The 26,847-nt window shown below is 63.6% G+C and carries 26 protein-coding genes and 1 tRNA gene; 6 read left to right on the forward strand and 21 right to left on the reverse strand.

Annotated elements, in window-relative coordinates:
• Window positions 1–8 precede the first annotated feature (8 nt).
• A complete protein-coding gene (modB, locus tag ACFQNJ_RS02285; protein ID WP_382253500.1) occupies window positions 9–695 on the forward strand; it encodes a molybdate ABC transporter permease subunit in 687 nt (228 codons plus the stop codon).
• Window positions 695–1,792 (forward strand): molybdenum ABC transporter ATP-binding protein, encoded by a 1,098-nt coding sequence (gene modC / locus ACFQNJ_RS02290; RefSeq protein WP_382253630.1) that lies wholly within the window; start codon window positions 695–697, stop codon window positions 1,790–1,792. The genes modB and modC overlap by 1 nt, the downstream gene beginning before the upstream one ends.
• 111 nt (window positions 1,793–1,903) lie before the next feature.
• On the opposite strand, the gene ACFQNJ_RS02295 is transcribed toward modC, so the two are convergent.
• Genes ACFQNJ_RS02295 through ACFQNJ_RS02305 form a run of 3 tightly spaced genes read right to left on the reverse strand, consistent with a single transcriptional unit; the run spans window position 1,904 to window position 4,220 of the window.
• Window positions 1,904–2,749 carry an ABC transporter substrate-binding protein gene (locus tag ACFQNJ_RS02295; RefSeq protein WP_382253502.1) on the reverse strand — a complete coding sequence of 282 codons (846 nt, stop codon included), beginning with the start codon at window positions 2,747–2,749 and terminating at the stop codon, window positions 1,904–1,906.
• Window positions 2,746–3,495 (reverse strand): ABC transporter ATP-binding protein, encoded by a 750-nt coding sequence (locus tag ACFQNJ_RS02300; RefSeq protein ID WP_382253504.1) that lies wholly within the window; start codon window positions 3,493–3,495, stop codon window positions 2,746–2,748. The genes ACFQNJ_RS02295 and ACFQNJ_RS02300 overlap by 4 nt, the downstream gene beginning before the upstream one ends.
• Window positions 3,492–4,220 carry an ABC transporter permease gene (locus ACFQNJ_RS02305; RefSeq protein WP_382253506.1) on the reverse strand — a complete coding sequence of 243 codons (729 nt, stop codon included), beginning with the start codon at window positions 4,218–4,220 and terminating at the stop codon, window positions 3,492–3,494. Before ACFQNJ_RS02305 ends, ACFQNJ_RS02300 begins: the two co-directional genes overlap by 4 nt.
• A gap of 116 nt (window positions 4,221–4,336) precedes the next feature.
• On the opposite strand from ACFQNJ_RS02305, the gene ACFQNJ_RS02310 reads away from it, so the two are divergent.
• Complete coding sequence (locus ACFQNJ_RS02310; RefSeq protein ID WP_382253508.1) at window positions 4,337–5,473, forward strand: substrate-binding domain-containing protein; 1,137 nt, start codon at window positions 4,337–4,339, stop codon at window positions 5,471–5,473.
• Window positions 5,474–5,494: 21 nt separating this feature from the next.
• Here ACFQNJ_RS02310 and ACFQNJ_RS02315 read toward each other — a convergent pair whose 3' ends face one another.
• The 18 genes from ACFQNJ_RS02315 to coaBC all read right to left on the reverse strand — a co-directional run bounded on the left by ACFQNJ_RS02315 (window position 5,495) and on the right by coaBC (window position 23,593).
• Window positions 5,495–6,349 carry an energy-coupling factor ABC transporter ATP-binding protein gene (locus ACFQNJ_RS02315; protein WP_382253510.1) on the reverse strand — a complete coding sequence of 285 codons (855 nt, stop codon included), beginning with the start codon at window positions 6,347–6,349 and terminating at the stop codon, window positions 5,495–5,497.
• Window positions 6,342–7,187, reverse strand: coding sequence for an energy-coupling factor ABC transporter ATP-binding protein (locus ACFQNJ_RS02320; protein WP_382253512.1), 846 nt, complete (start codon window positions 7,185–7,187; stop codon window positions 6,342–6,344). The genes ACFQNJ_RS02315 and ACFQNJ_RS02320 overlap by 8 nt, the downstream gene beginning before the upstream one ends.
• Complete coding sequence (locus tag ACFQNJ_RS02325; protein WP_382253514.1) at window positions 7,178–7,888, reverse strand: energy-coupling factor transporter transmembrane component T; 711 nt, start codon at window positions 7,886–7,888, stop codon at window positions 7,178–7,180. The genes ACFQNJ_RS02320 and ACFQNJ_RS02325 overlap by 10 nt, the downstream gene beginning before the upstream one ends.
• Window positions 7,889–7,951: 63 nt before the next feature.
• Window positions 7,952–8,527 carry a hypothetical protein gene (locus tag ACFQNJ_RS02330; protein ID WP_382253516.1) on the reverse strand — a complete coding sequence of 192 codons (576 nt, stop codon included), beginning with the start codon at window positions 8,525–8,527 and terminating at the stop codon, window positions 7,952–7,954.
• 16 nt (window positions 8,528–8,543) lie between these two features.
• Window positions 8,544–8,957, reverse strand: coding sequence for a PPC domain-containing DNA-binding protein (locus ACFQNJ_RS02335; protein WP_382253518.1), 414 nt, complete (start codon window positions 8,955–8,957; stop codon window positions 8,544–8,546).
• Window positions 8,958–8,975: 18 nt separating this feature from the next.
• On the reverse strand, window positions 8,976–9,326 hold the full coding sequence (locus tag ACFQNJ_RS02340) for a DsrE family protein (RefSeq protein WP_382253520.1): 351 nt from the start codon (window positions 9,324–9,326) through the stop codon (window positions 8,976–8,978).
• A gap of 50 nt (window positions 9,327–9,376) precedes the next feature.
• The gene (locus ACFQNJ_RS02345; protein WP_382253522.1) at window positions 9,377–9,772 is read right to left on the reverse strand and encodes a DsrE family protein; all 396 of its coding nucleotides are present in this window, start codon (window positions 9,770–9,772) and stop codon (window positions 9,377–9,379) included.
• Window positions 9,773–9,777: 5 nt separating this feature from the next.
• On the reverse strand, window positions 9,778–10,194 hold the full coding sequence (locus tag ACFQNJ_RS02350) for a glycine cleavage system protein H (RefSeq protein WP_382253524.1): 417 nt from the start codon (window positions 10,192–10,194) through the stop codon (window positions 9,778–9,780).
• A 23-nt stretch (window positions 10,195–10,217) separates the two neighbouring features.
• Window positions 10,218–10,313: transfer RNA gene (locus ACFQNJ_RS02355), tRNA-Sec, on the reverse strand.
• A 46-nt stretch (window positions 10,314–10,359) separates the two neighbouring features.
• Window positions 10,360–12,276 (reverse strand): selenocysteine-specific translation elongation factor, encoded by a 1,917-nt coding sequence (selB, locus tag ACFQNJ_RS02360; RefSeq protein WP_382253526.1) that lies wholly within the window; start codon window positions 12,274–12,276, stop codon window positions 10,360–10,362.
• A 23-nt stretch (window positions 12,277–12,299) separates the two neighbouring features.
• Entirely contained in the window at window positions 12,300–13,658 is a 1,359-nt protein-coding gene (locus tag ACFQNJ_RS02365) for an NAD(P)/FAD-dependent oxidoreductase (RefSeq protein WP_382253528.1), read from the reverse strand.
• A gap of 32 nt (window positions 13,659–13,690) precedes the next feature.
• Complete coding sequence (gene selA / locus ACFQNJ_RS02370; RefSeq protein ID WP_382253530.1) at window positions 13,691–15,145, reverse strand: L-seryl-tRNA(Sec) selenium transferase; 1,455 nt, start codon at window positions 15,143–15,145, stop codon at window positions 13,691–13,693.
• Window positions 15,145–16,155: a formate dehydrogenase accessory protein FdhE gene (gene fdhE, locus ACFQNJ_RS02375; RefSeq protein WP_382253533.1), complete on the reverse strand. Its 1,011-nt coding sequence runs from the start codon at window positions 16,153–16,155 to the stop codon at window positions 15,145–15,147. Before fdhE ends, selA begins: the two co-directional genes overlap by 1 nt.
• A 63-nt stretch (window positions 16,156–16,218) precedes the next feature.
• Window positions 16,219–16,842: a formate dehydrogenase subunit gamma gene (locus ACFQNJ_RS02380; protein WP_382253535.1), complete on the reverse strand. Its 624-nt coding sequence runs from the start codon at window positions 16,840–16,842 to the stop codon at window positions 16,219–16,221.
• The gene (fdxH, locus tag ACFQNJ_RS02385) at window positions 16,842–17,714 is read right to left on the reverse strand and encodes a formate dehydrogenase subunit beta (RefSeq protein WP_382253537.1); all 873 of its coding nucleotides are present in this window, start codon (window positions 17,712–17,714) and stop codon (window positions 16,842–16,844) included. Before fdxH ends, ACFQNJ_RS02380 begins: the two co-directional genes overlap by 1 nt.
• A 13-nt stretch (window positions 17,715–17,727) precedes the next feature.
• Window positions 17,728–20,790 carry a formate dehydrogenase-N subunit alpha gene (gene fdnG / locus ACFQNJ_RS02390; protein WP_382253539.1) on the reverse strand — a complete coding sequence of 1,021 codons (3,063 nt, stop codon included), beginning with the start codon at window positions 20,788–20,790 and terminating at the stop codon, window positions 17,728–17,730.
• 418 nt (window positions 20,791–21,208) lie between these two features.
• Complete coding sequence (locus ACFQNJ_RS02395) at window positions 21,209–22,252, reverse strand: MBL fold metallo-hydrolase (protein WP_382253540.1); 1,044 nt, start codon at window positions 22,250–22,252, stop codon at window positions 21,209–21,211.
• Between the two features lie 102 nt (window positions 22,253–22,354).
• Window positions 22,355–23,593: a bifunctional phosphopantothenoylcysteine decarboxylase/phosphopantothenate--cysteine ligase CoaBC gene (gene coaBC / locus ACFQNJ_RS02400; protein WP_382253542.1), complete on the reverse strand. Its 1,239-nt coding sequence runs from the start codon at window positions 23,591–23,593 to the stop codon at window positions 22,355–22,357.
• Between the two features lie 104 nt (window positions 23,594–23,697).
• On the opposite strand from coaBC, the gene ACFQNJ_RS02405 reads away from it, so the two are divergent.
• The 3 genes from ACFQNJ_RS02405 to kdsA all read left to right on the forward strand — a co-directional run bounded on the left by ACFQNJ_RS02405 (window position 23,698) and on the right by kdsA (window position 26,841).
• Window positions 23,698–24,231 (forward strand): hypothetical protein, encoded by a 534-nt coding sequence (locus ACFQNJ_RS02405; protein WP_382253543.1) that lies wholly within the window; start codon window positions 23,698–23,700, stop codon window positions 24,229–24,231.
• 88 nt (window positions 24,232–24,319) lie between these two features.
• Window positions 24,320–25,975 carry a CTP synthase gene (locus ACFQNJ_RS02410; RefSeq protein WP_382253544.1) on the forward strand — a complete coding sequence of 552 codons (1,656 nt, stop codon included), beginning with the start codon at window positions 24,320–24,322 and terminating at the stop codon, window positions 25,973–25,975.
• Between the two features lie 11 nt (window positions 25,976–25,986).
• Window positions 25,987–26,841 (forward strand): 3-deoxy-8-phosphooctulonate synthase, encoded by an 855-nt coding sequence (kdsA, locus tag ACFQNJ_RS02415; RefSeq protein WP_382253545.1) that lies wholly within the window; start codon window positions 25,987–25,989, stop codon window positions 26,839–26,841.
• Window positions 26,842–26,847 lie beyond the last annotated feature (6 nt).

Consider the following 26,847-nt stretch of genomic DNA (forward strand, 5'->3'; position numbering starts at 1 on the left):
ACCCCTGCATGTTCCTGTCACCCGATAACCTGGAAGCCATCTGGCTCACCGCCAAGGTAGCCGCCATCACCACCGCGATTCTGCTGGTGGTCGGCACGCCCCTGGCGTGGTGGCTGGCCCGTTCGAAGGCATGGATCGCCAAGCCCGTGGGGGCCCTGGTGTCGCTGCCACTGGTGCTGCCTCCCTCGGTGCTGGGTTTCTACCTGCTGGTGGTGATGGGGCCCCATGGTCCGGTCGGGCAGTGGATGCTGGCCCTGGGCCTGCCCACCTTGCCGTTCACCTTCGCCGGGCTGGTCGTGGCCTCGGTGTTCTACTCACTGCCCTTCATGGTGCAGCCGATTCTCAGCAGCATGCAGGCGCTGGGGTCTCGTCCGCTGGAAGCCGCTGCCACGCTGCGCGCCTCCCCTCTGGACCGCTTTTTTCATGTGGTGCTGCCGCTCTGCCGGCCGGGCATCGTCACCGGCTGCATCATGAGCTTCGCCCACACGGTGGGCGAGTTTGGCGTCGTCCTGATGGTGGGCGGCAACATTCCCGGGGTTACCCGCGTGGTGTCGGTGCAGATCTTTGACCATGTGGAAGCACTGGAGTACGCCGACGCTCACCGCCTGGCCGCCGTCATGCTGGTGTTTGCGTTCGTGGTGCTGCTCACACTGCAGGTCTACAACGCCCGCCAGGCCAGGAAGGCGATGGCATGATGACCGCGACCAGTGAGCTTGTCCTACGGGCCAGGCTGAAGCGCCCGGACTTTGAACTCGCGGTGGATCTTCGACTGCCGGGCCACGGCATCACCGTGCTGTTCGGTCCATCCGGATCGGGCAAAACCACCTGCCTGCGTGTGCTGGCGGGTCTGGAGCGGACAGACAATGCCCAGGTGGTCATCGGCGGTCAGACCTGGCAGGACAGTGGGCAAGGCGTCTGGTTGCCCACCCACCGCCGCTCGGTCGGCTATGTGTTCCAGGAAGCCAGCCTGTTCGCGCACCTGACGGTGGAAGGCAACCTGCGTTTCGGTCACGACCGAACCCCGGTCGCACAGCGACGCCACGACTGGCGCCATGGCCTGAATCTGCTGGGGATCGGCCACCTTCTGCGTCGGCACCCGCACGAACTATCGGGAGGCGAACGCCAACGCGTGGCCATCGCCCGCGCCCTGGCCACCAGCCCCACCCTGTTGCTGATGGACGAACCACTGGCCGCTCTGGACGCCGCCCGCAAGGCCGAAATCCTGCCCTGGCTGGAGCAGTTGCATGAAGGGCTGGACATCCCCGTGGTCTACGTGACCCACTCCATCGACGAGGCCGCCCGGTTGGCCGATCACATGGTGCTGCTAAAGGAAGGTCGAGTGCAGGCTCAGGGATCTGCGGTCGAGCTCATGGCCCGCGCCGACCTGCCCCTGGCCCACGGCGACAGCGCCGCCGCCTTGGTCGAGGCGGTCACCTGCGGTTTGCAGAGCGATTCTGGCCTGTGTGAACTGCGGTTCGATGGCGGCACCCTGCTCCTGCCCCAGACCCGCACCAAGCCCCTGCCTGAGCGCACACCCGTGCGGGTCCGCATCCAGGCCCGCGACGTGAGTCTGTCACTGGTCAAGCCCGAACAGACCAGCGTCCTGAACATCCTGCCCGCCACCATCACCGACATCAGCGATGACGGACCAGGCCAGGTCCTCATCGGCCTTCGCCTGGGTGAGCAGACCCGCATGCTCTCTCGCATCAGCCGCCTGTCCTGCCAGCGCCTGGGCATCACCAGGGACCTGCAGGTCTACGCCCAGATCAAGGGTGTAGCCATGGTCAGATAGGAGCGCATACGCGCGAGCGGCCGGTGAGCCCGGACGGCGATTTGCTGGCGCGCAGCGACTGATGAGCCGTCCGGGCTCACCGGCCGCTCGCGCAGCCACGCCCAAGAAAGCTTACTTGGCTGCGTTCGGAAAGAACAGCTGCTCCTCACCGATCTTGTAGCTGGCAATGGCCGCCTGACCCGCCGAACCGGTCATCCAGTCCACAAACTTCTGCCCCTCGGCGGTCTTGACCTGCGGATGCTTGGCGCTGCTCACCAGCATCACGCCGTACTGGTTGAACAGGCGTTTGTCTCCTTCGACCAGAACAGCCAGGTCGGCCCGGTTCTTGAAGTTCAGCCACGTACCGCGGTCGGCCAGCACGTAGGCGCCACTGGACGCCGCGATGTTCAGGGCCGGGCCCATGCCGCAACCGCACTCCTTGTAGCCGCTGCCCTTGTTCGCTTCGGCTTCGGTCATCTTCCAGAAGCGCAGCTCGGCTGCGTGCGTACCGCTCTTGTCACCGCGGGACACGAACGGTGCATTGCCCGCTGCCACCTTCTTGAGCGCCGCCACAATGTCATTGCCCTTGGTGGCCGCCGGGTCGGCCTTGGGGCCGATCAGCACGAAGTCGTTGTACATCACCTCCAGCCGCTTGACGCCAAACCCGTCGGCAACAAATTTCTCCTCGGCCACCTTGTCGTGCACGAAGAGCACATCGGCATCGCCTCGGCGGGCCATGTCGATGGCCTGCCCGGTGCCCAGCGCCACCACCTTCACATCAATGCCGGTGGCCTGCTTGAACTGCGGCAGGATGTGGCCGAACAGGCCCGACTGTTCGGTCGAGGTGGTCGATGCCACCACGATGCTGCTTTGCGCCAGCGCCGTCTGGGCACCGATCAGACCAGCGGCCAGCAGACCGGTGGCCGCGAGCACACGAACCAGGGCACGACGGGGAAGGTTCGAGGGAAAGGTGTTCATGCAGTTTCTCCTTTGACGAAAGCACTGGCCTGCGGGGACAGCGTCTCCAGCAGGTCCTGATTGAAAAAATCGTGCACGGGCAGATCGGCCAGCACACGCCCTTGTTCCAGGTACACCACCCGGCTGGCCAGGCGCTTGACCTGGCCCAGGTTGTGGCTCGCAAAGACCAGGGTCGCGGGCAGGCGGCCCACCCCCCGGTCCTCGCGACCAAAGGCTTCGATGATGGCTTCCACATCGCGCTTGGCGTGGGGATCCAGACTCGCGGTGGGCTCATCCAGCAGCCACACATCCGGGCTCAACGCCCAGGCACGGGCCAGCGCGACCCGCTGCTGCTGACCGCCCGACAGGGCCCGGCCGTTGCGGTCGGCCAGCTCGGCCAGCTCCACCCGCCGCAGCGCTTCCATGGCACGCGCACGCGTCTGGCTCCACGCCATGCCACTGAGCCACAAACCCAGCTGCAGGTTGCGCAGCACCGACATGCGAAACAGGTGGGGCCGCTGAAACAGCATCGCGATGCGCGATCGTTGGAGCACCCGGCGCTGTCCCGAGGTGATCGGCAAGAGGCCATGCAGGGTGCGCAACAAGGTGCTCTTGCCGCAGCCGTTAGGCCCCACCAGGGCCACCCGCTCGCCCGCAGCGATCTGCAGATGCACATCGCGCAGCGCCTCCACCTGGGCCGCAGGGCCCAGGCTCACATGCACCGCCTCCAGCGACAGCACCGTATCGGTGACAGGGTCGCGCATCATGTCGTGGCCATCCGCAGATCACCACCGTCCAGGCTCTCCCGCCAGCGACGCAAGAGCGCGACCAGGCTGTTGAGCAGCAGCACCACCGCCAACAATACGATGCCCAGTCCCAGTGCCAGCGGCAAGTCCCCCTTGCTGGTCTCCAGCGCGATGGCCGTGGTCATGACACGGGTGAATCCCTCGATGTTGCCACCCACGATCATGACGGCCCCCACTTCGGACACCGCCCGACCGAAGGCCGTGATCAGCACCGTCAGCAAGGCATACCGCTCGTCCCAGGCCATCAGCAGGCTGCGCATGCCCAGCCCGGCGCCCAGCGAACTGAGCTGTTCGCCGTGATTGCGATCCGCGTCCTCCACTACCTGCCGGGTCAGCGCCGTCACCAGGGGCAGCACCAGAATGGCCTGCGCCAGCACCATGGCCTGGAAGCTGAACAGCCACCCCAGAAAGCCCAGCGGCCCCGAGCGGGACAGCAGCAGGTAGATCACCAGACCCACCACCACCGAAGGGATGGCCAGAAAGGTGTTGAGGATGGTCAGGACCACGCCTCGCCCGGCGAAGCGCACCACCGCAAGCCAGGCGCCGAGCAACAATCCCACGCCACAAGCGATCAGGCAAGCGGTCGCGCTCACCGCGAGCGAACGTGACACGATGGTCCACAAGCCCTGGTCGCCACTGACGACGAGCATCATGGCGGTGGTCACGCTATCGGAAAACGTATTCATATGTTGAGACGGAGCTTACGACACTCTCGCGAAGCCTGCCGTTGGTATTCGCGCGATATGAATTTCTTTGCATATCACCTGATCCGGTGCATGTCCGGCTTTGGCACACTTGGCACATGCGAAACATCCAGCTGTCCTACTCGATCAACGCAAATCGCCGATCAGACCGCGAGCAAAGCGGTGCACTGTTGCGAAATCCGTTGATCGACATGTTGCATGCCGTGCGCGAGCAAGGATCCATCTCGGCCGCTGCGCGACAGTTGGACCTCTCGTACCGCCACGTCTGGGGACAGCTGAAGGACTGGGAGCAGGAGCTGGGGCAGCCCCTGATTCTGTGGGAACGCGGACAGGCGGCCCAACTCAGCCCCTTCGGTCAGCGACTGCTCATGGCCGAGCGGCTCGCGCAAGCACGTCTGGGGCCGCAGACCGAAGCTCTGCGCGCCGAGCTGGAGCGTGCGTTTTCGATCGCCTTCGAAGATGCGGGCAACGATGGACAGACGACCGATGTGCTCACACTGTATGCCAGCCACGACCATGCCCTGACGGTTCTGCAGGACGTGGCGGCGGGCGTGATCCCCCTCAAGCCCCCGATCCGGCACAAGCTGCACCTGGACATCCGGTTTGCGGGCAGTGTGGATGCGATTCGCGCCCTCAACGAAGGGCGCTGCCTCGTGGCGGGCTTCCATACCCAGCCTTTCGCGGCGGCAGGCAGCCTCAGCGCACGCACCTACCGGCCTCTCCTGCGGCCGGGTACGCACAAGATCATCGGGTTTGCACGCCGCACCCAGGGCCTGATGGTGCCGGCTGGCAATCCGATGCGGCTGCAAAACCTCAAGGATGTCGTGCGGCTGCAAGCCCGTTTTGTCAACCGTGCCAAGGGTACCGGCACGAGACTGCTGCTGGACGAGCTCATGATCCAGGACGGTATCGACGCCATTGACCTCGATGGCTACGACCGGGTCGAGTCTTCACACGCCGCCGTGGCACAGGCGGTGTCGTCCGGCGATGCGGACGTCGGCCTGGGCACCCAATACGCTGCCCGAGCCTTCGGCCTAGGATTCGTGCCGGTCACCGACGAGCGCTACCTGCTGGTGTGCCTGAAGTCTGCCCTGGATCTGCCGGCCATGCAGAAGCTGCTGGCATTGCTGCGCAGCCGCGCCTGGCACGATGCCTTGAACCTGCAGCCCGGCTACGCGGCGGACCACTGTGGTGAGGTGGCTGCCATGAAGCGGCTTCTGCCCTGGTGGGACTGAGTCAGCTCCCTACTGCTCCGGTCATACTCGCTGGTTGACGTCCTGGCCAAGGACCCAGCCTTCGGAATGCAGGCGTTCCCGCCATAGGTGTTCGAAATCTTCGAGCCTGGTCGTGGCTCGCACATTCAGGGCACGGCACAGAGCTGGCAGAGTTGGCGCCGACATCGGCGACAGCTCCTGCAAGTCTGGGTGCGCCAGCACGCTGCTGACATCCCCGTCAGCAGCGATCTCTCCGCCATCCATGTGAAGCACCCGCTTGGCATGGCGAGCGACAAAGTCGAGATCATGACTGATGAAGACGATGGCAGTGCCCGCCCCCAATGCAGATTTCATCCAGGATTCGAACAGGTCAAGCAAGTGTGCATCGAAATCCCGGGTGGGCTCGTCCAACAGAACCAGTGGCGTGTCCTGCGCAATCAGCGATGCCAGCGTCAGCATGCGCCGCTCTCCACCGTTGAGGTCAAGCGGATGATCGTTTGCCTTGCCTACCAGTCCTGCGAGGTTCAAGGCGCGACTCACGCGACGCTGCACCTCTGCAGCATCGAAGCCCGCCATACGAGGAGCAAATGCCACCTCATCGACGATGCTATCGTGCGATATTTGCCGCTCAGCCTCCTGAAACATCAGGGACACGCTGCGCGCGAGCTTGGGAGCACGGGTATGAGCTGTGTCCATATCACCCAGTGTCACACAACCCGCCGCAGGCTTGAGCAGCCCACTGGCAAGCTTTAGCAGCGTGGATTTGCCGGCACCATTGCGCCCCACCAGCGCAACGCACTCGCCGGGCTGGACCCCAAAGGAAACCCGGTCCAGCAGCGGTTGATCATGATCCCAGCTGAACGAAACCTCCTTGAACTGCAACACGAACTCAGCCATTCAGAACCTCAATGAAACGCTGAGGAGCCGTATCCGTCGACAGTGGCGGCGCCACCGCCTCCCGCCAAAGTCCTGCCCGACGAGCCTGTCGGGCAGCCAACAGGGCATCCGGCGCACGAACAAGATCCGTGACCTCGTCGAACACCGACTCAGGCGAGCCTAATGCCTGCTGCCGCCCACGGTCCAGCAGCAGAACGCGATGGGCAACCCGGGCGGCAAGATCGAACTGCTTCTCGAAAAGCACCAGCGTCGTTCCCTGTCTCGTCAGGTCAACAAGCCGATCCAGCATGCGGCATGCCGCCGCCGGTGCCAGTCGGCTGAAAGCTTCGTCCAGAAGCAACAGCCGTGGTCGCATGACCACAGCTGCGGCAATCGCCGCGCGTTGGGCCTCGCCTCCCGACAAGGTAGCTGGCCGGCGCAAGGCCAATCCGGTAAGTTCGCAAAGATCCAGTGCGGCGCAGACCTGCTCTCGAATGTCGGACTCCTTCCATCCCAGGTTCTCAGGACCGAACGCGACCTCATCGTGGACGTTGAATGCGCAGCCAGTCAGCCCGGCATATGGGCGCGCCTGCACCAGCTGCACCTGAGATGCCCAACGCGCCAAGTGCCCTCCCGAGAGGGGCATTCCATCGAACTGCGCAACACCACTGACAGCGGCAGACATGCTGTGCGGCACCCAGCCTGCCATCCAGCAGGCGAGCGTCGTCTTGCCGCTTCCACAACCTCCCATCACAGCGAGAATCTCTCCTGCCTTCACTTCGAAGTTCAGCGCCTGCAAGTTTGGCGAATCGGCATGAGACCGGGTCAGACTTGCCTGTTCAAACCGGATCAGTGCCAAACGAAGCTCCCCAGAATCAGCAGTATGACCACCAAGGTCGTTCTGACAAACCAGCGCTCCCATGGTGCAGCCACAGGCGAGTCCAGGGTGGTTCGCCGGGTATATCGACGAAATGCCCGCGTCTCCAACGCCGCAGCCCTGTCATTGACCTCTGACAGCGTCCACAGCAACAGCGGAAAGGCCAGGGATAGCAACTGGGTCGACCGTTGGTACCACGGTCCGTGGGTATCCAAACCTCGCGCGGCCTGCGCCTCCTGCACGACAGCAAGGCGCGTCTTGAGCTGTTCGGCCAGAAGCAACGGGCTGACGAGCAGATAGGCCATTCCTGGGGGTAGTCTGCTCGCGAACATTGCCTTCACGATCCGTTGCGTGGGCGTGGTCGCCAGCCACCAAAGCGCACAAGCCAAGACACTGCCGATGCGCAACCAAAGATGGATTGAAGGGACAAGCCCAGGGAGCAGTTCCTCGAATGGCACACCGCGCCAAAGCTCTGACCAGCGCATGTGAACAAGTACGAGGCCAACGGCCAGCGGCCCCAGGACCAGACACCACTGTCTGAGTCGTCTGATCCATAGAGACCTCGACAGCATCCATGCCAACGACACACCTTGGAGCAAGGCCAACAAAAGGGTGTCATCAAGTCGCAACGAGATCGTTACAACCAGTGGAATCAGCACGAAACTGGTCAAAGGGTGCAGCATGGCCGTGACGCCCGGGTGAACCGAGAAAACCTCAGCCACCTCAGGCCCCGAGGTTGCCGTCTTTCACCTCACGGGCGCAGCGTGCGGAAACTGCGAGCGAACGCGTTGCGGCAAAGCCCGCACCGCAAACCATGCCACCAGCGCACAAATGAGCTTGTCCACCAGGTTGGTACCGAGCACCGTGATGGCGACGGATTCGATCAGCTTGGTACCCAGCACATTCATGTAGGCCACCAGGAAGTCCGCTCCACTACCGGTTGCCCCGCCGAACAGGTAGGTTCGAATCGGCGTGGCCACCAACACCACGGCAACAGTTATCAGCAGACTGGAGAGCAGCACCCGCGGTAATGTGCGAAATCCGCCCGAACGGGCACACAGACCACCCACAAGACCAATCACCGCAGCAACGGGTGCAAAAGCCGCGGCTACTGGACTGGAGATCAGACCCCAGATCAGGTTGGTCATCAGGCCGGTGACCAGCGCAGCCACAGGGCCTGACAGCAACGCGACGATCAGAGTCCCAATGGCATCAAGGAACAGCGGCAGCTTGAGCATGGAAGCCAGCTGACCCAGTGTCATGTTGATGGCAATACCGGCGGACATCAGGGTCAGCGCGCGGGTAGAGAAGAAGGTGTTCATGTGGATGGACTCTCGATCAGGGATTGCGGGAGGAGACGACCAACTCGTCGTAACCGGACAAGGGACAGGGTGCTCTGTGGAACGAGATCGACTCCAGGTCACCGACGACCAATTCGCAGGTGGTTCGCACAATGCAGCCCGGCATTACATGGCCGCCTAGCATGACCCCCTGGGAATCAGCAACAGACAGATGCAGGTGAGCACCCTCCGCATCCAGAGTACCGGAGAGCGCGATGATCTCGAATGTGTCCTCCAGCAGCGTCCTCTCGGCCTGCGCGGCAAAACGCAGTGAGGCCCGACTGAGGCTGCCCACCACACCAGCGATCCATCCCGCCTTGATCTGGTGAGTTGAAACATGACGGCTAACGCCTTCAAGAAGGTCGTCACCGGGCAAGAGGCGAAAGGCAATGAAGCGAGCGTGGCTGTTCATTCGTGTTTTTACAGCAAGTCAAAGCGTGATCACTTTGGATGCATCGGCCTGCATCTCCACGATGCGCAGCATGTTGCCGATCTCTCCCACCACCACCTGATCTTGCAGCGCATAGAACTCGATACAGGTTCGACAGGCAATCAATGGCACGCCTGCCGCTGCAAGTTCGACCAGCTCCGAGAGGCACGGTGTTCCCTGCGCGACCAGCTTCACACCACCGGCATAAAACAGAAGAGCTTTGGGAAGCTGACCGAGCTCGATGATGGTGCGCAAATAGCTCTTCACCAAACGATGGCGAAGTGATGGCTCGGCCTGTCCCAATCCGTCGTGGTGGAAAACGATCACCGTTCTTGAAAAGCTGTCGTTCACCTGTGGCCCCCTGCGGAAAAAAGTAAAAAAGATACGCCTCTGACGAATAGTCAAAACACCAGCGTGCGCCAGGCTGGGTCGGCCGCTCTCGCCATGAACTGCACGGTGCCTCCGTGCCCCGCACACTCCGCGATCAGTGGTTGGCCCGCCAGTCCCTGCGCACGCAACGCTTCGGCGCAGGCATAGAACACAGCACCATGTTCAGCCGCATCACGCATCGCGTCATACACGGTGCGCTCGGTTCGCTCGCTGGCCCTGAGCGCTTGCGCGACACCAGGTACCAGTAGGTGCACGCTGCGCGCGGTGAAGTACAACTCCACCGGCATGTCCATCGCTGCAGCTGCGGCCGCGTGCATGAAGGGCGTGACGAGCCGGTGAGGAGCATCTGGCTCGGTAGCCCAGAGCAACAACGCCACACCCTGCAGTGAATTGGCCTCAAAACCCATGGCGTTCAGTCTTCGATGCGGAACAGCCGCGCGTGGGCAGCCATGGCCTCTGGAACCGATGGACCTGTCACCAGCAAGGCACGCTCCGTGTCCAGTGCCGAGGGACGGATCCGCAACAGCCAGCCCGCCCCGTAGGGATCCTGATGCACCCGCTCAGGCTGGTCACGCAGGAGGGTGTTGACCTCGACCACCTCACCGCTGAGCGGTGCCTTGACCGACACGATGGATTTGGCCAGTTCGACCACACCCATGGAGCGCCCCTGCTCGATGACCATGCCCACACCCTTGGGCCGGCACATGTAGATCTCGCCAGACAGCCGGACCCCCAGCGCGGTGATGCCCATGGTGGCCAGGCCATCGTCATCCAGCCGGGCCCACACCTGGTGCTCGATGAGATACAGCAGGTCAGACGGATCCGTCATGTGCGCCCCGGCCAACAAAGAAATGGCGGAAGGGAATGGGAGTCGAACCCACCCGGCGACGCATGGCGCCACCCACCGGGTTTGAAGCCCGGCCGACCCACCAGGATCGTTTCCCTTCCGCAGAAAAAACACGCCCGAAACGACCGGGCCAATGACGAGCGGCGATCATACCGTCGCCTCCTGAAAAAGACCGCAGTCGGCGCGCAAGCGATGCGTATCCCCCACACGACGCAACAGTCCGATGCGGTCGAAGTGCTCCAGAATCTGGATCGCGCGCTTGCGGCCCAGCCCGGTGGCATCCCGGTAATCGGCCGCCAGCACGACGCCATCGTGAGCAGCGGCCACGTCCCGACAGATGCGGGCCAGCTCGGCCATGGTCAATGCGGGATAGTAGAGATCCTTGACCACCTGATACAACTCCCCCCGCTGCGCCAGCCGAAGCAGGGTCACACGCATCAGTGCCTCGGGCTCACCAGTGTCCCTGGCCAGGTCCCGCACCCAGGCACCTTCGAACCCAGCACGCGCCAGGCTGGGTGCCACCTTCTGGGCAATGCGCTCCTCGGCCGCCGACAGACGGACGCCATGCTCGGGCAGATGCACCAGCGCCCCGCGAGAGCCGATCAGGCCGGCCGCCTGCATGCGAGCGGCCAGCGCACGCCACAGCGGCTCGGCCAGCTTGGGCAGCGCGAGCCGGCGCAGACGGGCCATGTCCGGCCCGAGCTCGTCCGGATGCTGCTGGTGGTACGCCGCCAGCGCGGCCAGCACCTGAGCCTGAGCCCGCGCCGCATGCCCGTCAGCCAACGCCATGTCGTGCTGGCCATCGCTGGCATGCAGCGTCGGTTCAGGCAGCGCCGAGGCAAGTCCTCCCTGGGCAGCCCGCCAGCGCTTCAGATCCACCCCCTGCGGCGCAGCATCCAGCACCGCTTGCAGCCGCTCAGAGGGATCTGCAATCTCCAGCGCCTGCAGCGCCTGCAGCGCCTGCAGTCGCTGCGGGGTGCGCCGGTATCTCACGGGTCCGAAGGGGTCGAGCACGACCCCTCCCGCCAGGGTGCGCGAGGCAGATTCGTCCCGCAGCACCAGCCGGTCACCGTGCCAGGCGGGCACTGCCCGCCGCAGCACCAGTTGCACCAATGCGCTGCCACCGGGCTCCAGGACGGGAGGATCCAGCACCGCCACCGTGGCCATGACCTCACACGATCCCAGGTGCAGGTGCACCGGGGTACCCGAGCGCAGAGCCTTGGTCTCTGCGACCCAAAGGTTCAGGTGGGCGTCCAGCCGATCAGTCTGCAAGGCAACCAAGGGGTCGGTCACCCAGTCACCGCGTGCCACCTCTTCGCGTGTGACGCCGGCCAGGGCCATCGCACAACGCTGCCCGGCGCTGGCCTGCTGCGCTTCACGGTTCTGCGCGTGCAGGCTGCGTACCCGCACGCGCTGCCCACCGGGCAGGCACACCAGTTCCTGCCCCACACTCACCTGCCCCGCATGCACGGTGCCCGTCACCACGGTACCGATCCCGGTCAGGGTGAAGCTGCGATCCACCGCCAGGCGGAAAGCGTCCGATGTGCGGGGGTGCCCGGCCATAGTCCGTGCCTCGGCCCACAGCTGCGTTCGCAGCTCGTCCATGCCCTGGCCAGTCTGCGCCGACACCGGCAGCACCGCCGCACCGGACAGGCTGGTACCCTGCAGCAACTCTTTCACCTGGGCCACAACATCGGTCACCCGTGCCGGATCCACCCGATCGCACTTGGTGACCACGGCCAGTCCGTGGCGCACCCCCAGCAGCGACAGCACCGCCAGGTGTTCGCGTGTCTGAGGCATCACCCCGTCGTCGGCCGACACCAGCAGCAGCGCCAGATCAATGCCAGTGGCGCCCGAGACCATCGTGTGCACCAGCCGCTCATGACCGGGGACGTCGATGAACCCGATGCGCAATCCGTCAGGGCCGTCCATGAATGCATAGCCCAGCTCGATGCTGATGCCACGCTTATTCTCTTCAGGCAGGCGATCGGTATCCACACCGGTGAGCGCGCGCACCAGTGTGGTCTTGCCGTGGTCGATGTGTCCTGCGGTACCGACGATCATGTGATGGTGCTCGCGTCCGACGATCAGCCGAACATGTCCTCGAACTTGAGCCCGGCCCAGCGGAAGTTTTCCTTCACCAGGTCGCCGCTGCGCTGATTGATGTCGATCTGCGTCTGCTCGATCACGCCTTTGTCGTTGACCTTGTAGTCGAACTGCACGCTGATGGCCTCGCGCGGATCGCCGTTGACCATCATGTAGCAGAGGTTGTCGGGCAGGTTGGTTTTGGGGCTGCGGCCAGCGATGCGCTCGGCGATGTAGCCCGCCACGATGTGGCCGTGTTTGTTGGCCACGTGCGCGCTCTTGGGATAGAAGGCGAACTGCGGCGAGACGAAACCGACCGCGTCACCAATGACGTAGACGTTCGGATCGCCCTTGAGGTGCAGCATGAGCGGGTCCACGTCGGCCCAGCCGCTGGGCTTGCCTTCGCCGGTGCGGCCGATGGTGTCGGCCTTCCACGCGAGGTCGCCGGCCTGGTGCGGCGCCATCAGCACCGCATGATCGAAGTTCATGTCGCCCGCGTCGGTCTTGATCTCCTTCTTGAACGGATCGATGGACTGCACGTGCGCGTTGGGCACATAGGTGATGTAGTCCTTGTAGAGCTCGTTGAAGGCGGCGCGGAAGCCAGGGCCGATGGGACGCACGCCATCTTTGTGGTCCAGGATGGTGACCTTGCCCTTGATCTTGTTGTGCTTGAAGTACCACGCCACCATGCAGGCGCGCTCATAGGGCGACGGCGGGCAACGCTGCGGCGGGGGCGGCAGGGTCATGACCCAATCGCCCCCCTTGAAGTTGTGCAGCGCCTGCTTGAGGGCGAAGTGCTCGTTGTTGGTGATATAGGCCGCCGGGAAACGCGCGCGCGTCGCGTCCGCGATGCGCCGGTCGTTACCGAACCAGGCCTCGTAGTTGTAACGGATGCCCGGCGCGAGCACGAGGTAGTCGTAATCCAGCGAACCCAGCGTCGTGACGACGCGCTTGGCGCTGCGATCGACCTCGAGCACCTCGGTCTGGATGAAGCGGTAGCCGTGGCGCTCGGACACGCGCAGGTAGTCGTGCGTGATGAAGCTGGTGTCCACCATGTCCACGAGCCACTTGTTGCTGATCGGGCAGGAGAAGAACACCGGGTTGCGTTCGAGCAGCACCACCTCGGCCGAGGGCGCCAGCTGGCGAAGGTACTTGGCCGTGGTGAGGCCGCCCCAGCCACCGCCGCAGACCACCACGCGGGGGGCCTTGCCCTTGGCGAGCAAGGTCTGGGCTGGCTGGCCGATGAAGAAGGGCAGCGCGGCCGCCTTGCCGCCGGTGCCCGCGCCGCTGGCGCAGCCCGTGAGCAAGGTGGCGGCGCTCGCGCCAGCGGCGGTGAGGAAATGGCGTCGATCGAGGCTCATGTCGTCTCCTGATGGTTCATTGCACAGCACACTCAGCTCAGCGCCTGCCGCAGGGCGGGCAACTGGGCAGCGAAAAGAGCGCTGTCTTCAAGACAACGCAGGTCCAGCAGCAGGCGGTCCTCGGAGATCCGCCCGATCACCGGTACCGGCAGGCGCCGCAGGGCCGTGGCCAATTCATCCAGGGCACGACCTGCCCCTTTCTTGGCCACCGGCGCAATGGCCAGACCCGCCGACGCCAGCCGCTCGACCGGCAGCGAGCCCGAACCGATCTGGCCCTGCATGCCTTCGACGCTCACCGAAAACCGTGGGCCAACCGCTTCGGCCACAGCAGGGAACAGAGCCTGCGCCAGGCGACGAATGTCCGATTCAGGGCGGGTGAGCAGCCGCAACGTCGGCAAATCCTGCGCCACACGATCGGAACGCAGGTAAATCATCAGCGTGGCCTCCAATGCGGCCAGTGGCAACTTGCTCATGCGCAGGGCCCGCTTCATCGGGTACTTGCGGATCTTGCCGATCGACGCCCTGGAACCCACGATCAGTCCTGCTTGCGGTCCGCCCAGCAACTTGTCACCGCTGAAAGTCACCACATCGCAACCAGCGGCCAGCATCTCCTGCGGCATGGGTTCGCGGGGCAAGCCCCAGGCGGCCAGATCCACCAGCGCGCCGCTGCCCAGGTCGGTGGCCACGGGCAGACCCCGTGCATGCGCGATGGCACTGAGCTCGGCCTCGCTCACGGCCGAGGTGAATCCCTGGACCGCGTAGTTGCTGGTGTGCACCTTCATCAACAGCGCGGTGCGGTCGTTGATGGCACGCTCGTAGTCGTGCGGATGGGTGCGGTTGGTCGTCCCCACCTCGACCATGTTAGCGCCGGCACTGGCCATGACATCAGGCATGCGGAACGCACCCCCAATTTCGACCAGCTCACCGCGCGAGACGATCACCTCCCGGTCACGGGCCAACGCTGCAATGGTCAGAAGTACCGCCGCCGCATTGTTGTTGACGATGGTGGCCGCTTCGGCACCCGTCAGGGTGGTCAGCAGTTCCTCGACGATGCTATCCCGGTCACCACGACCACCCGTCGCCAAGTCGTATTCAAGGTTGTTCGGCCCCGACATCATCTTCAGCAGGTGGGCCAGGGCCTCGTCGGCCAGCAGCGCACGGCCCAGGTTGGTGTGAATCACCGTGCCGGTCAGGTTGAGCACGTTGCGCATGCGCGGCGCCAGCCGGCCCGCCACCCGCTGCTGCACGGCCGCAGACAGCGCCTCTGCGCCAACCTCGGAGGCCTCCAGCGTCCCCTGGAGCACACGGGATCGCAAGTCGTCTACCAGCAAACGCACCTGTTGGGCCACACAGCTGTGGCCGTGCTCGGCCACCAGTTGTGCAACGACAGGCTCGCGCAGGAGCCGGTCAACAGAAGGCAGGTCCTTGGGGCTGGCTTTGCCGGGGGCCCTGGAACCGTCGACGACGGATTCTTCGAGCCGGGCCATCACTGCCCCCCTTGATCAGGGGGTGGATCCCCACCACCATCACCGAACAAAAGCATGAAGTTCACCCCATGGCGCTCCTTGCCCGTTTCGGCGACCAGCAGATCCAGCGTGACCGAGGCCACATCATCGGCCACCGGGTCCACAAAGGGATCACGATCGGTATGAACGATCTTGAGATAGGTGCCGCAATCGTCGCAGGTCTCAGCCTGCACCTTCGCGGTCGCGGCAGCACTGTCGGAGTCACCCGAACTCCCGGTCAGCGACTGGTAGGCCAGCGACTTGCCCGACAGGCAGTGGGGGCACTTGATACGCACCATGTGCCATTGCAGACCACACAGCGAGCAATGCAGGTAACGCTGCCCCAGTGACTCTCCGGCACTGCGGGTCACGCTGGCTGTCGGTCGGCTGCCGCAACAGGGGCAAACCGTCTCGTCATCGATGCGCCCGAACGGCTGTCCCTGGCCCTGGTGAAGGTCACGGGTGGCCAGCAGCATGTGCGTCCAGTAGACCTGCAGGGCGGCACCCACCACAGGAGCCGTGGCCAGGTCCAGTCCTGTCACCAGGCCGTGCAGCAGGGCATCGGCCTGCCGCTCCAGAAATACCTCATCGGCGTCGGCCAGAGTGCTCAGCACTTCAGCAGCCTTGCCGGCAACCTCCTGGGACAGCGCCTGGCTCATGTCACGCACCACCTGGCGCCAAGCCGGATCCCTAGGCCAGTCGGCTGCGGGAATCAACGGCAGGCCCGCCCGGGCAGCCCGGTCTGCCGCCTGGGCATCCGGCAAAGGTACGGAGGGAAAGGTCTTGAGCAGGCCCTGCTGCTGATGGGCGATGCGCGCCAGAAAGCCCAGATAGTCCTCCATGGCGTGCCCACGCGCCAGCTGGCGAAGCCGCATTTCACGCTCGGCGAACACAGATTCGCGCTGCGGCCAGTGCAGGAAAGGCGTCTCTTCCCCTGCCCGGGCGGCAATCTCTTCAGGGCTCATCACACGCACGGTGGCGCTGGCGGTCATCGAATCATTCTCCTCAATCTCAAATGAACACCCCGGACCGGCGGCCCGGGGTGTCGGGGGGCATCAGCGCCCCTTGGTCACTTCCTCATGCCACAGCGGGTGGTTCAGCTTGGCCCAGCTATCGGTCACGGTGCCACGCGTCATCGCCCGCACCGTTCCCTTGACCCAGATAGCCGCATAGACATGCACGATGGTGGTCAGGATCAGCACCACGGCAGACACCGAGTGCAGCAGCACCGCGATGCGCATCACCGGGATGCTGAAGTAAGGCGCAAACCAGGGTCGCCAGAACATCACACCGGTGACCAGCAGGATGACGAGGCTGACAAACATCAGCCAGAAGACGACCTTCTGACCGTAGTTGTACTTGCCCACCGGCGGCATGCCCGCCTTGTCACCCCGGAGCATGCGACCCGCATGCTTCTTCCACTCCCGGTCGGCCGCGGTGATCAGATTCTCTTTCCAGAGCTTGAAGAAAAGCCCCAGAAAGCCAACCACCATCAGCACACCCAGGAAAGGATGCAGGATGCGCGTCCATTGCCCGCCCCCGAACAGGTTGCTGAAGAAGAACAGGCTGGGATGGAAGAACGCCAGACCCGAAAGTCCGGCCAGAAAGAACATGATCGCGATGAACCAGTGGTTCATCCGGTCACCGTCCTTGTAGCGCTGAAGCAGTTTCTGAGCCATCACGCTTCCTCCTTCTCAGCCTTGTCCTCAACCGGGCCCACCTTCATGTAGTGGAAGAAGCCGGCGACCATGGCGCCGACCACACCGGCCACCGCCAGAGGCTTGGCCAGACCCTTCCACAGCGACACCGCCGGACTGATCGAGGGGTCCTTCGGCAGGTCCACCAGCTCGGGTTTGTCGGCATGCTTCATCACGTACATGACGTGCGTGCCGCCCACCCCTTGCGGGTTGTAGAGACCGGCCTGCTGGAAGCCACGCTCCTTGAGTTCGCCAGCGCGCTTCTCGCCGTAAGCCACCATATCGCTCTTGGTTCCGAACGAAATGGCGCCGGTCGGGCAGGTCTTCACGCAGGCAGGCTCCAGGCCCACACCCACCCGGTCGGAACACAAGGTGCACTTGTACGCCTTGTTGTCCTTCTGGCTGATGCGTGGCACATCGAACGGGCACCCTTTGACGCAGTAGCCGCAGCCGATGCAGTTCTCGCTGATGAAGTCGACGATGCCGTTGGCGTACTTCACGATCGCGCCGGGCGACGGGCAGGCCTTGAGGCAGCCCGGGTCGTCGCAATGCATGCAGCCGTCCTTGCGGATCAGCCATTCAAGGCTGCCCTGCTCGGGCTCCACCTCGAAGAACTTCATCACCGTCCAGCTGTTGGGCGTCAGGTCGCTGGGGTTGTCGTAAACCCCGATGTTGGTGCCAACCTCGTCTCGCAGGTCGTTCCAGTTCATGCACGCGACCTGGCAGGCCTTGCAGCCGATGCACTTGGACTCGTCAATGAGCTTGGCAACCTCCGGAACCGCGGTACGGACCTGGGGTGTGGGTGTTGTGGTGGCCGAACGGGCCACCACGTCAAGGCTTTGCAGACTTGCCATGGTGATCTCCTTCTCAGGCCTTTTCGATGTTGACCAGGAACGCCTTGAACTCCGGTGTCTGGGAGTTCGCGTCGCCCACGAACGGTGTCAGCGCATTGGCCAGATAGCCGTTCTGCGTGACGCCCTTGAAGCCCCAGTGGATAGGGATACCCACATGGTGCACTTTCTGTCCGTTCACATCGAGCGCCTTGATGCGCTTGGTCACCACGCAGGCCGCCACAACCTCGCCGCGGTTACTGCGGACCCTGACCATTTCCCCTTGCTTGATGCCCTTCTCCTTGGCCAGCTCTTCACCGATCTCGACAAAGGGCGCTGGTTGGACAATGGCATTGCTCAGCGAATGCTTGGACCAGTAATGGAAGTGTTCCGTCAACCGGTAGGTCGTCGCCGCATACGGGAACTCGTCCTTCTTGCCGAATGCCTCCAGGTCACCCTTGTAGACCCGCGCGGCCGGATTGCTGGTGGCCTTGGGGTTGTCGGGGTGCATGGGGTTGAAGCCCACTGGCGTCTCGAACGGTTCATAGTGCTCGGGGAAAGGCCCTTCCGCCATGCCCGCAGCGTGCAGTCGTGCCACACCCTCCGGGGTCATGATGAACGAGCCAACCCCTTCCTGAGGCGCTGCGTTCGGGCGCATGTCTGGGATGTCCGCGCCCGCCCAGGCAGTACCATTCCAGGCCATGTACTTGCGGCTGGGATCCCAGGGCTTGCCATCCTTGTCCGCACTGGCACGGTTGTAGAGGATGCGCCGGTTGGCAGGCCAGGCGTATCCCCAGTTCTGGAACACGCCCAAGCCGGACGGATCGCTGTTGTCGCGCCGTGCGGTCAGATTGCCTGCCTGACTCCAGCACCCCGAATACAGCCAGTTGCCGCAGCTCGTGCTGCCATCGTCGCGCAAGACGCCAAAGCCTGCCACCTGCTCACCGGCCTTGACCAGCACTTTGGTGGGATCCTTCGGATCGGTCAGATCAATCAGCGCCTTGCCACTGATTTCCTTGAGCAGTTCCTGGGGACTGGGTTTGGTCGGGTTGATGTAGGGCCAGTTCAGCGCAGCCACCGGTTCGGGAAGGGCGCCTCCCTCCTTGGCGTACATGTTGCGCAACTTCATGAACAGGCTAGCCACGATCTCGCTGTCGACCTTGGCCTGACCGGGCGGGGGGACCGCTGCGTCCTTCCAGCTGAGGACCCGACTGGAATTGGTGAAGGTACCGGCCTCCTCCGCAAAACAGCCCGACGGGAAGCGGAACACCTCCGTCTGGATCTCTTCGGACTTCACGTCGTTCATCGGCCCGTAGTTCTTCCAGAACTCGCTGGTTTCGGTCTCCAGCGGATCGATCACGACCAGGTACTTGAGCTTGGCCAGACCCTGCGAGAGCTTTTTCTTGTTCGGCACCGCCGCCAGCGGGTTGAAGCCCTGGCAGATGAACCCATTCATCTGCCCCTGGTGCATGCGCTCGAACAATGCCAGCACGTCGTAGGCGCCATCGCGCTTGGGCAACCAGTCGTAGGCGAAGTTGTTGTCCACCGTGGCGGCGTTGCCGTAATAGGCCTTCATCAGACTGACCTGGAACTTCTTGAAGTTCTGCCAGTAGCTCATCTGATTGGGCCGCAGCGGCGTGAGTGCCCGCTTGGCAATGTAGGTCTCGTAGTCCGGATCGCTGTCGGTGGGCGCCCCCATGTAACCCGAAAGCGTCTCGGAGTACGCGCACATATCCGTGATGCCCTGCACGTTCGCATGACCCCGCAGCGCATTGACACCGCCGCCTGGCCGGCCCATGTTGCCCAGCAGCAGCTGGATCATGGCCATGGTTCGGATGTTCTGCGAGCCCACCGAGTGCTGGGTCCAGCCCAGCGCGTAGAGAATGGTCATCACCTTGTCAGGCGCCGACGTCTCCGCCATCGCTTCGGCCACCTTCAGGAAGGTGTCCACTGGCGTGCCAGTGATCTTGCTGACCACCTCGGGCGTGTAGCGGCTGAAGTGCTTCTTCATCTGCTGGTACACGCACAGAGGGTCTTGCAGCGTCTCGTCGACCTTGACAAAGCCGTCTTCACCGATCTGGTAGCCCCAGCTGGCCTTGTTATAGGACCGCTTGGACTCGTCGTACCCGCTGTACAACCCGTTTTCCAGCTTGAAATCCGGCTTGGTCAGGAAGGTCAGGTCGGTGTTGAACTTGGCGTAATCCAGATGGATCTTGTTGTTGGTCAACAGGTAGTTGATCACGCCCGCCAGGAAGGCAATGTCCGTACCCACGCGAATGGGCGCGTAAAGATCGGCCACTGCCGCACTGCGGGTGAACCGGGGGTCGACCACGATCAACTTGGCCTTGCGGTGCTGCATGGCCTCTACCGCCCACTTGAAACCGCAGGGGTGCGCTTCGGCGGCATTGCCACCCATGACAAGGACAAGATCCGTGTTCTTGATATCCGTCCACGAGTTGGTCATCGCTCCGCGACCGAAAGTCTGGCCCAGACTGGACACAGTCGGCGCGTGTCAGATGCGTGCTTGGGTGTCGATGCCGACCATCCCAAGGCCACGAGCGACCTTGACAGCGAGGTAACCGGATTCGTTGGAAGATGCAGAAGAAATGAGATAGCCGGTGGTGTTCCAGCGGTTGACCGTCAGCCCCTTGTCATTGGTCTTGACCAGGTTGGCATCGCGGTCGGCCTTCATGTGCTTGGCCACCCGCGTCAGCGCCTCATCCCAGGAGATGGTCTTCCACTCCTTGGCGCCTGCTTCCCGCACCTGCGGCTGCAGGACCCGGTTGGGCGACTGGATCATGTCCATGACGCCAGCACCCTTGGGGCACAGCGTGCCACGATTGACCGGGTGATCCGGATCACCCTCGACGTGGACGATGGTCGACTTGACGTTCTTGGCCTTATCGCCCAGGGTGTACATCACCAAGCCGCAACTGACCGAGCAATACGGGCAGGTGCTGCGTGTTTCCGTCGTCCGGGCCAGCTTGAAGCTGCGCGTCTCCGCCAAAGCGGCCGTGGGCGAGAAGCCCAAAGCCACCAGGCTGGATGCCGCCAGTCCTGCACCGCTGACCCGGAAGAACTGCCTCCGGTTCATGTCCATGACTTTTCTCTCCTGCGGGCCCCTGGGCCCGTCTTCGTGGAACGCCTGCTACACGGCAGAGCTATACCCATTGTGTTCGTGAGAAAAGTCAAAGTGACCAAGCATTAGTCCTTATGAAAGAACATGCTTAGCCAAGCATCGCGATTCCCTTCTGCGGAATCACGCAAGTTGGCGTCCGGACAGCGACAACTTGTCGCTGAACATGAAGATCGACTGGGGAAATGTGGCTACAAAAGCCGTTCAAGCCTCACGGATAATTGGCATGTCTATTGCTTGACAAAAACACAAGGTCAGCAACCGTGGCATCCAAGCGACTGCGATCCTTCCAGAATCGGCCACAAACCCGAAGGAAAGCCGACCAGTAAGGCAGGCCGCCTCACAGAATATGTCACCAAGGTGACACCATGTGCCGTGAGGATCAGAACGCCTCCTTCTCCGCCTCCAGGTACGCCAAGCTGGTGTACTTGCCAATGTTGCTGTCAAAACCCGCCATGGTCTTGGCGCGGCTGGCCACGCGGGGATCCTTCAGCACCAGTTCTTTGGCCTGCTCCAGCGGTACACCCTCCTTCACCGCGCGCTCGCAGGGCTCCCAGATGCCCTTCATGAAGGTCCCATAGGTATCCAGCAGATTTTTCTGCCCGCGACCATGACCGGGCACCCACAGCTGCTCGCCAGCTGCCTTCTTCAGGGCATCGTAGTACTTGAACGTCCCCGGGTAGGACCCGTCGTCCATGTTGGCAATTCGGTTTTCCATGGCAATGTCGCCGACATAGGTCACCCGGTCCTGCACCACCTCGACGCACAGATCCGACGGGGTGTGGGCCCTTCCGTAGTGGTGCAGCTTCAGCGTCACGTCTCCGAACTGCAGCACCTGACCATGCTCGACCGTCCGGTTGGGCGCAAACACCTTCGTTCCCAGCGTGGCCTGGTTGGTCCAGCGCTCCATGAGGCTGCGCCACAGGTTTCCCTCATGGCCCGCGATCTGTTCCCGCGTGTGCGCCAACGCATGGATCGGCAGATCCTTGCCGTAGGTCTCCACGAACGCATGGTTGCCCAGCCAGTGGTCCCCGTGATAGTGGCTGTTGAAGATCGCCACCACCGGCAACGGCGTCACCTTGCGGATCATGCGAATGGCCATCTGGCCAATCTGCAATGAGGCGCCAGAGTCCAGCACCACCACGCCCTGACTGGTGACCACGAACACGATGTTGGCCATCATGCCCAGGTTCTCCTGGGTCGGAAAACCGTCTTTCGAATAGATCATCCACACGTGAGGGGACAGCTGCTCAGGCGCAATGTCAGGTACGGGCGGCCCTTCGATGAAGTCCTGCACCTGCTGCGCAAATACCCGCACCTCGGGCACGATCGCCAGCCCCGCGGCGGCCATTCCCGTGCCCGTCATCCAGCCCAGCCAGCGCCGGCGGTTCAGCGAAAGTCCTTCAGGGCGAGCAGCAGGTGCCATGACATGTCTCCATCAGCGAACAACCAGTCAATCATTGGTTGCTTATTAGCTGATGATAAACCTGCATTGCTGGCTGGGGCAAGCCTGCACGCCCTCCGCCGGTCAGGCGGCCACAACCACCGGCAGACGCCTGGAAATCTCGGCCACCAGTTGCCGGGCCAGCGGCAGTTTTCCGGCCCTTGGCAGCTCCTGCACGCCCTGCTCGTCGACCAGCAACAAGGCATTGTCATCCTTGCCGAAGGTCTCGGGACCGATGTTGCCCACCAGCAGGGGGACCCCTTTGCGGGCTCGCTTGGCCTGCGCATGGGTCTGAAGATCGTGGCTTTCGGCGGCAAAGCCCACGCAGAACAGCTCACGTCGCCGCGCGCGCGGCGACGCGGCAATTCCGGCCAGGATGTCGGGATTCTCGACAAAGGACAGGGTGGGCACCTGCCCGGTGCCGTCCTTCTTGATCTTCTCCTGCTGCGAGGTGGCGGGGCGCCAATCGGCCACCGCAGCAGCCGACACGAACACCGAGGCGGTCGGGGCCTGCGCCTCCAGCGCCGCCTTCATCTCCAGGGCCGAGCGGACATCGATGCGTGCCACACCGCGCGGGGTGGGCAGACCCACCGGTCCGGCGACCAGCGTCACCCGGGCGCCCGCCTCGTGGGCGGCGCGCGCGATGGCAAAGCCCATCTTCCCGCTCGACAGGTTGGTCAGCCCACGAACCGGATCGATGGCCTCGAAGGTGGGACCCGCACTGACCAGAACATGCTGCCCCTCCATCACCTTGGCGGTGAAGTGGCGCGCCACGTCGTACAAGAGTTCTTCGGGCTCCAGCATGCGCCCATCACCCACCTCACCGCAGGCCTGCTCACCCGCCCCCACATCGAGCACCACGGCACCATCCGCAGCCAGCTGGGCCACGTTACGTTGGGTGGCCGGGTGGTTCCACATCTCGCGATTCATGGCGGGCGCCAGGATCAGCGGCACCTTGTCCAGCGGCCTGGCCAGACACAGCAGCGACAGCAGGTCATCGGCCCGACCGTGCAGCAGCTTGGCCATGAAATCCGCACTGGCCGGCGCCACCACGATGGCATCTGCATCACGGCTGAGGTTGATGTGCGCCATGTTGTTATCTACACCGGCCGCGGTGCGCGCGTCCCATTGCGACACGAACACCGGCCGCCCCGACAAGGCCTGCATGGTCACCGGCGTGATGAACTGCGTGGCCGCCTCGGTCATCACCACCTGGACAGTGGCCCCCTCCTTGACAAACGCCCGGCACAACTCGGCCGCCTTGTAGCAGGCGATTCCGCCCGAGAGCCCCAGCACAATGTGTTTTCCAGCCAAATCGTTCATGGGCGCAATGTATCAGCTTGGCAGAAGACCACCATTTTCACCGATTTCATAGACAAACTGGTCATAATCAGGCACCTATCACCCAGACCGAGATGAACCGGACAATGCGTACCCTGCTTCGCCATAGCCTTGCCATTTCCCTGATTGCCGCACTCGCTGCCTGTGGCGGCTCCGACGAGGACGAAGATCCGGTTCCGACGGGTGCTGCGCTGAGCAGCATCCAGTTTGTCGACAACGACAGCTACTACCCGATGGACAAGCTGGCAGCCAACGGTACGGTCCTGACCGAAGGCGCTGCCAACTACGGCACAGTCAACAGCAAGCGCCGCCGGGGGGATCGCAGCATGTCCGTCTGGGGCATTGACACGTCGGCCACCGGCCCGGCGGGTTCGGCCATCGAGTACAGCATGCGCATCGACTCGATCGTCGCTGACTCTGCTGCGCTGAGCTCCATGCAGGCGAATCTGCGCATCGACCCGGCCACAGGCCTGATCTACCAGCAGTGTTCCGGGTTCCCCAACTGCTACGACAACACCTCGGGACGCCGGCAGGAGTTCAAGATCACGGCGATCGCCCGGGTCAGCGGAAGCGCCCGAACGTTGGAGCGTGCATTCACGCTGTCTGTCATCGCCAACTGACCTTCAAAGTCATCGGCGGGCGGGCCGAGGTGGCCGGACTTTATAATTGGCCTTTCCACCTCCTGCGAGCATCCGGCTCGCCCGAGTCATGACCAAATTCGTGTTCGTCACCGGCGGTGTGGTGTCCTCCTTGGGCAAGGGCATCGCGTCGGCGTCGCTGGCCGCCATTCTCGAATCGCGCGGCCTCAAAGTCACCCTCATCAAGCTCGACCCGTACATCAACGTGGATCCGGGCACCATGTCGCCTTTCCAGCACGGCGAGGTGTTCGTCACCGACGACGGCGCCGAAACCGACCTGGACCTCGGTCACTATGAGCGTTTCATCGAAACGCGCATGAAGAAGACCAACAACTTCACCACCGGCAAGATCTACCAGTCGGTGCTGGAGAAGGAACGCCGCGGCGACTACCTCGGCAAGACGGTGCAGGTCATCCCGCACGTCACCAACGAGATCCAGGAATTCATCAAGCGCGGCGCCGGCATCGGCACGCCTGACGCGGTGGACGTGGCCATCGTCGAGATCGGTGGCACGGTGGGCGACATCGAGTCCCTGCCCTTCTTAGAGGCCGTGCGCCAGATGAGCCTGCGCATGGGCCCGAACAACTCGGCCTTCGTGCACCTGACCTATCTGCCGTGGATCGCCGCGGCCGGCGAGCTCAAGACCAAGCCGACCCAGCACACGGTGCAGAAGCTGCGCGAGATCGGCATCTCGGCCGACGCCCTGCTCTGCCGCGCCGACCGCCGCATTCCGGAAGAGGAGCGCGCCAAGATTTCGCTGTTCACCAACGTGCCCGAGTGGGGCGTGATCAGCATGTGGGACGTGGACACGATCTACAAGGTGCCGCGAATGTTGCATGAGCAGGGCCTGGACGGCCTGATCTGCGACAAGCTGCGCCTGAACACGCCGCCCACCAACCTCAAGCGCTGGGACGATCTGGTCTACGAAACCGAGCACCCGCAAGGCGAGGTGAAGATCGCGATGGTCGGCAAGTATGTCGACCTGTCGGACAGCTACAAATCGGTCAACGAAGCCTTGCGGCATGCGGGCATGCGCAACCACGTCCGCGTGAAGATCGACCACGTCGATTCGGAAACGATGGAGGGCCCGGATGCGGCCCGGAAGCTGGCCCAGTACGACGCCATCCTGGTGCCGGGCGGTTTCGGTGCCCGCGGCGTCGAGGGCAAGATCAACACCGCGCGCTTCGCCCGTGAGCACAAGGTGCCCTACCTGGGCATCTGCCTGGGCATGCAGGTGGCCACCATCGAGTACGCGCGCCATGTCGCGGGCCTCAAGGGTGCCAACAGCACCGAATTCGATCCTGCCTGCCAGCACCCGGTGATCGCTCTGATCGAGGAATGGAAGGATGCCGACGGCAGCATCCAGAAACGTGATGCCAATTCCGACCTGGGCGGCACCATGCGTCTGGGCGCGCAAAGCTCGGACGTGCAGCCCGGCACATTGGCCCACAGCATCTACGGCGATGTGGTGACCGAGCGCCACCGCCACCGCTACGAGGCCAACGTCAACTACCTGGACCAGTTGCGCAAGGCCGGTCTGGTGATCTCGGCGCTCACCCAGCGCGAGCAACTGACCGAAATCGTCGAGCTGCCCAAGGAAGTGCACCCCTGGTACATCGGCGTGCAGTTCCATCCCGAGTTCAAGTCCACCCCCTGGGACGGTCACCCGCTGTTCAACGCGTTCGTGAAGGCAGCGGTCGAACACCAGAAGGCGGCGAAAGCCTGATCGGACAAGCCATGAAGCTTTGCGGATTCGATGTCGGACTGGACCAGCGCTTATTCCTGATCGCGGGCACCTGCTCCATCGAGAGCCTCGAGATGTCTCTCGACGTCGCCGGGCAACTCAAGGACATCTGCGCGTCGCTGGGCATCCCCCTGATCTACAAAGGTTCCTTCGACAAAGCCAACCGTTCGTCCGGCAGCAGCAAGCGCGGCGTGGGCCTGGATGCAGGCCTGAGGATCCTCGACGAAGTCCGCCGACAGACAGGGCTGCCCGTGCTGACCGATGTGCACGACGAATCGCAGGTGGCCGAGGTCGCCAGCGTGGTGGACGTTCTGCAAACCCCGGCCTTTCTTTGCCGCCAGACCGATTTCATCCGCGCCGTGGCGCAGTCAGGCAAGCCGGTCAACATCAAGAAGGGCCAGTTCCTGGCACCCTGGGACATGACCAACGTCATCGACAAGGCCCGTGCGGCGGCGCGCGAGGCCGGTCTGACCGAGGACCAGTTCCTGGCCTGCGAACGTGGCGTGAGCTTTGGCTACAACAACCTGGTGGCCGACATGACCAGCCTGGCCGAGATGCGCAAATCCGGCGCGCCGGTGGTGTTCGACGTGACCCATTCGGTGCAGAAGCCCGGCGGCCTGGGCGCTGTCAGCGGTGGAGCCCGGGAGATGGTACCTGTGCTGGCACGCGCGGGCGTCGCCGCTGGTGTGGCCGGCCTGTTCATGGAAACCCACCCCAAGCCAGCCGAGGCCTGGTCCGACGGGCCGAACGCCGTGCCGCTGGGCCGCATGAAGGCCTTGCTGGAAACCCTGGTGGCGCTGGACGATGTGACCAAGCGCAGCGGCTTCCTGGAAAACAACTTCAGCTGAACACGT

The organism is Hydrogenophaga bisanensis (assembly GCF_042665135.1).
Classification (GTDB): domain Bacteria; phylum Pseudomonadota; class Gammaproteobacteria; order Burkholderiales; family Burkholderiaceae_C; genus Hydrogenophaga; species Hydrogenophaga bisanensis.

Excerpts from the sequence above, each read along its gene's own strand:
- modB (WP_382253500.1), top strand. The coding sequence starts at position 9 with ATGTTCCTGTCACCCGATAACCTGGAAGCCATCTGGCTCACCGCCAAG.
- modC (WP_382253630.1), top strand. The coding sequence starts at position 695 with ATGACCGCGACCAGTGAGCTTGTCCTACGGGCCAGGCTGAAGCGCCCG.
- ACFQNJ_RS02295 (WP_382253502.1), bottom strand. The coding sequence starts at position 2,749 with ATGAACACCTTTCCCTCGAACCTTCCCCGTCGTGCCCTGGTTCGTGTG.
- ACFQNJ_RS02300 (WP_382253504.1), bottom strand. The coding sequence starts at position 3,495 with ATGATGCGCGACCCTGTCACCGATACGGTGCTGTCGCTGGAGGCGGTG.
- ACFQNJ_RS02305 (WP_382253506.1), bottom strand. The coding sequence starts at position 4,220 with ATGAATACGTTTTCCGATAGCGTGACCACCGCCATGATGCTCGTCGTC.
- ACFQNJ_RS02310 (WP_382253508.1), top strand. The coding sequence starts at position 4,337 with ATGCGAAACATCCAGCTGTCCTACTCGATCAACGCAAATCGCCGATCA.
- ACFQNJ_RS02315 (WP_382253510.1), bottom strand. The coding sequence starts at position 6,349 with ATGGCTGAGTTCGTGTTGCAGTTCAAGGAGGTTTCGTTCAGCTGGGAT.
- ACFQNJ_RS02325 (WP_382253514.1), bottom strand. The coding sequence starts at position 7,888 with ATGCTGCACCCTTTGACCAGTTTCGTGCTGATTCCACTGGTTGTAACG.
- ACFQNJ_RS02330 (WP_382253516.1), bottom strand. The coding sequence starts at position 8,527 with ATGAACACCTTCTTCTCTACCCGCGCGCTGACCCTGATGTCCGCCGGT.
- ACFQNJ_RS02335 (WP_382253518.1), bottom strand. The coding sequence starts at position 8,957 with ATGAACAGCCACGCTCGCTTCATTGCCTTTCGCCTCTTGCCCGGTGAC.
- ACFQNJ_RS02345 (WP_382253522.1), bottom strand. The coding sequence starts at position 9,772 with ATGGGTTTTGAGGCCAATTCACTGCAGGGTGTGGCGTTGTTGCTCTGG.
- ACFQNJ_RS02350 (WP_382253524.1), bottom strand. The coding sequence starts at position 10,194 with ATGACGGATCCGTCTGACCTGCTGTATCTCATCGAGCACCAGGTGTGG.
- selB (WP_382253526.1), bottom strand. The coding sequence starts at position 12,276 with ATGATCGTCGGTACCGCAGGACACATCGACCACGGCAAGACCACACTG.
- ACFQNJ_RS02365 (WP_382253528.1), bottom strand. The coding sequence starts at position 13,658 with ATGAGCCTCGATCGACGCCATTTCCTCACCGCCGCTGGCGCGAGCGCC.
- selA (WP_382253530.1), bottom strand. The coding sequence starts at position 15,145 with ATGGCCCGGCTCGAAGAATCCGTCGTCGACGGTTCCAGGGCCCCCGGC.
- fdhE (WP_382253533.1), bottom strand. The coding sequence starts at position 16,155 with ATGACCGCCAGCGCCACCGTGCGTGTGATGAGCCCTGAAGAGATTGCC.
- ACFQNJ_RS02380 (WP_382253535.1), bottom strand. The coding sequence starts at position 16,842 with ATGGCTCAGAAACTGCTTCAGCGCTACAAGGACGGTGACCGGATGAAC.
- fdxH (WP_382253537.1), bottom strand. The coding sequence starts at position 17,714 with ATGGCAAGTCTGCAAAGCCTTGACGTGGTGGCCCGTTCGGCCACCACA.
- ACFQNJ_RS02395 (WP_382253540.1), bottom strand. The coding sequence starts at position 22,252 with ATGGCACCTGCTGCTCGCCCTGAAGGACTTTCGCTGAACCGCCGGCGC.
- coaBC (WP_382253542.1), bottom strand. The coding sequence starts at position 23,593 with ATGAACGATTTGGCTGGAAAACACATTGTGCTGGGGCTCTCGGGCGGA.
- ACFQNJ_RS02405 (WP_382253543.1), top strand. The coding sequence starts at position 23,698 with ATGCGTACCCTGCTTCGCCATAGCCTTGCCATTTCCCTGATTGCCGCA.
- ACFQNJ_RS02410 (WP_382253544.1), top strand. The coding sequence starts at position 24,320 with ATGACCAAATTCGTGTTCGTCACCGGCGGTGTGGTGTCCTCCTTGGGC.
- kdsA (WP_382253545.1), top strand. The coding sequence starts at position 25,987 with ATGAAGCTTTGCGGATTCGATGTCGGACTGGACCAGCGCTTATTCCTG.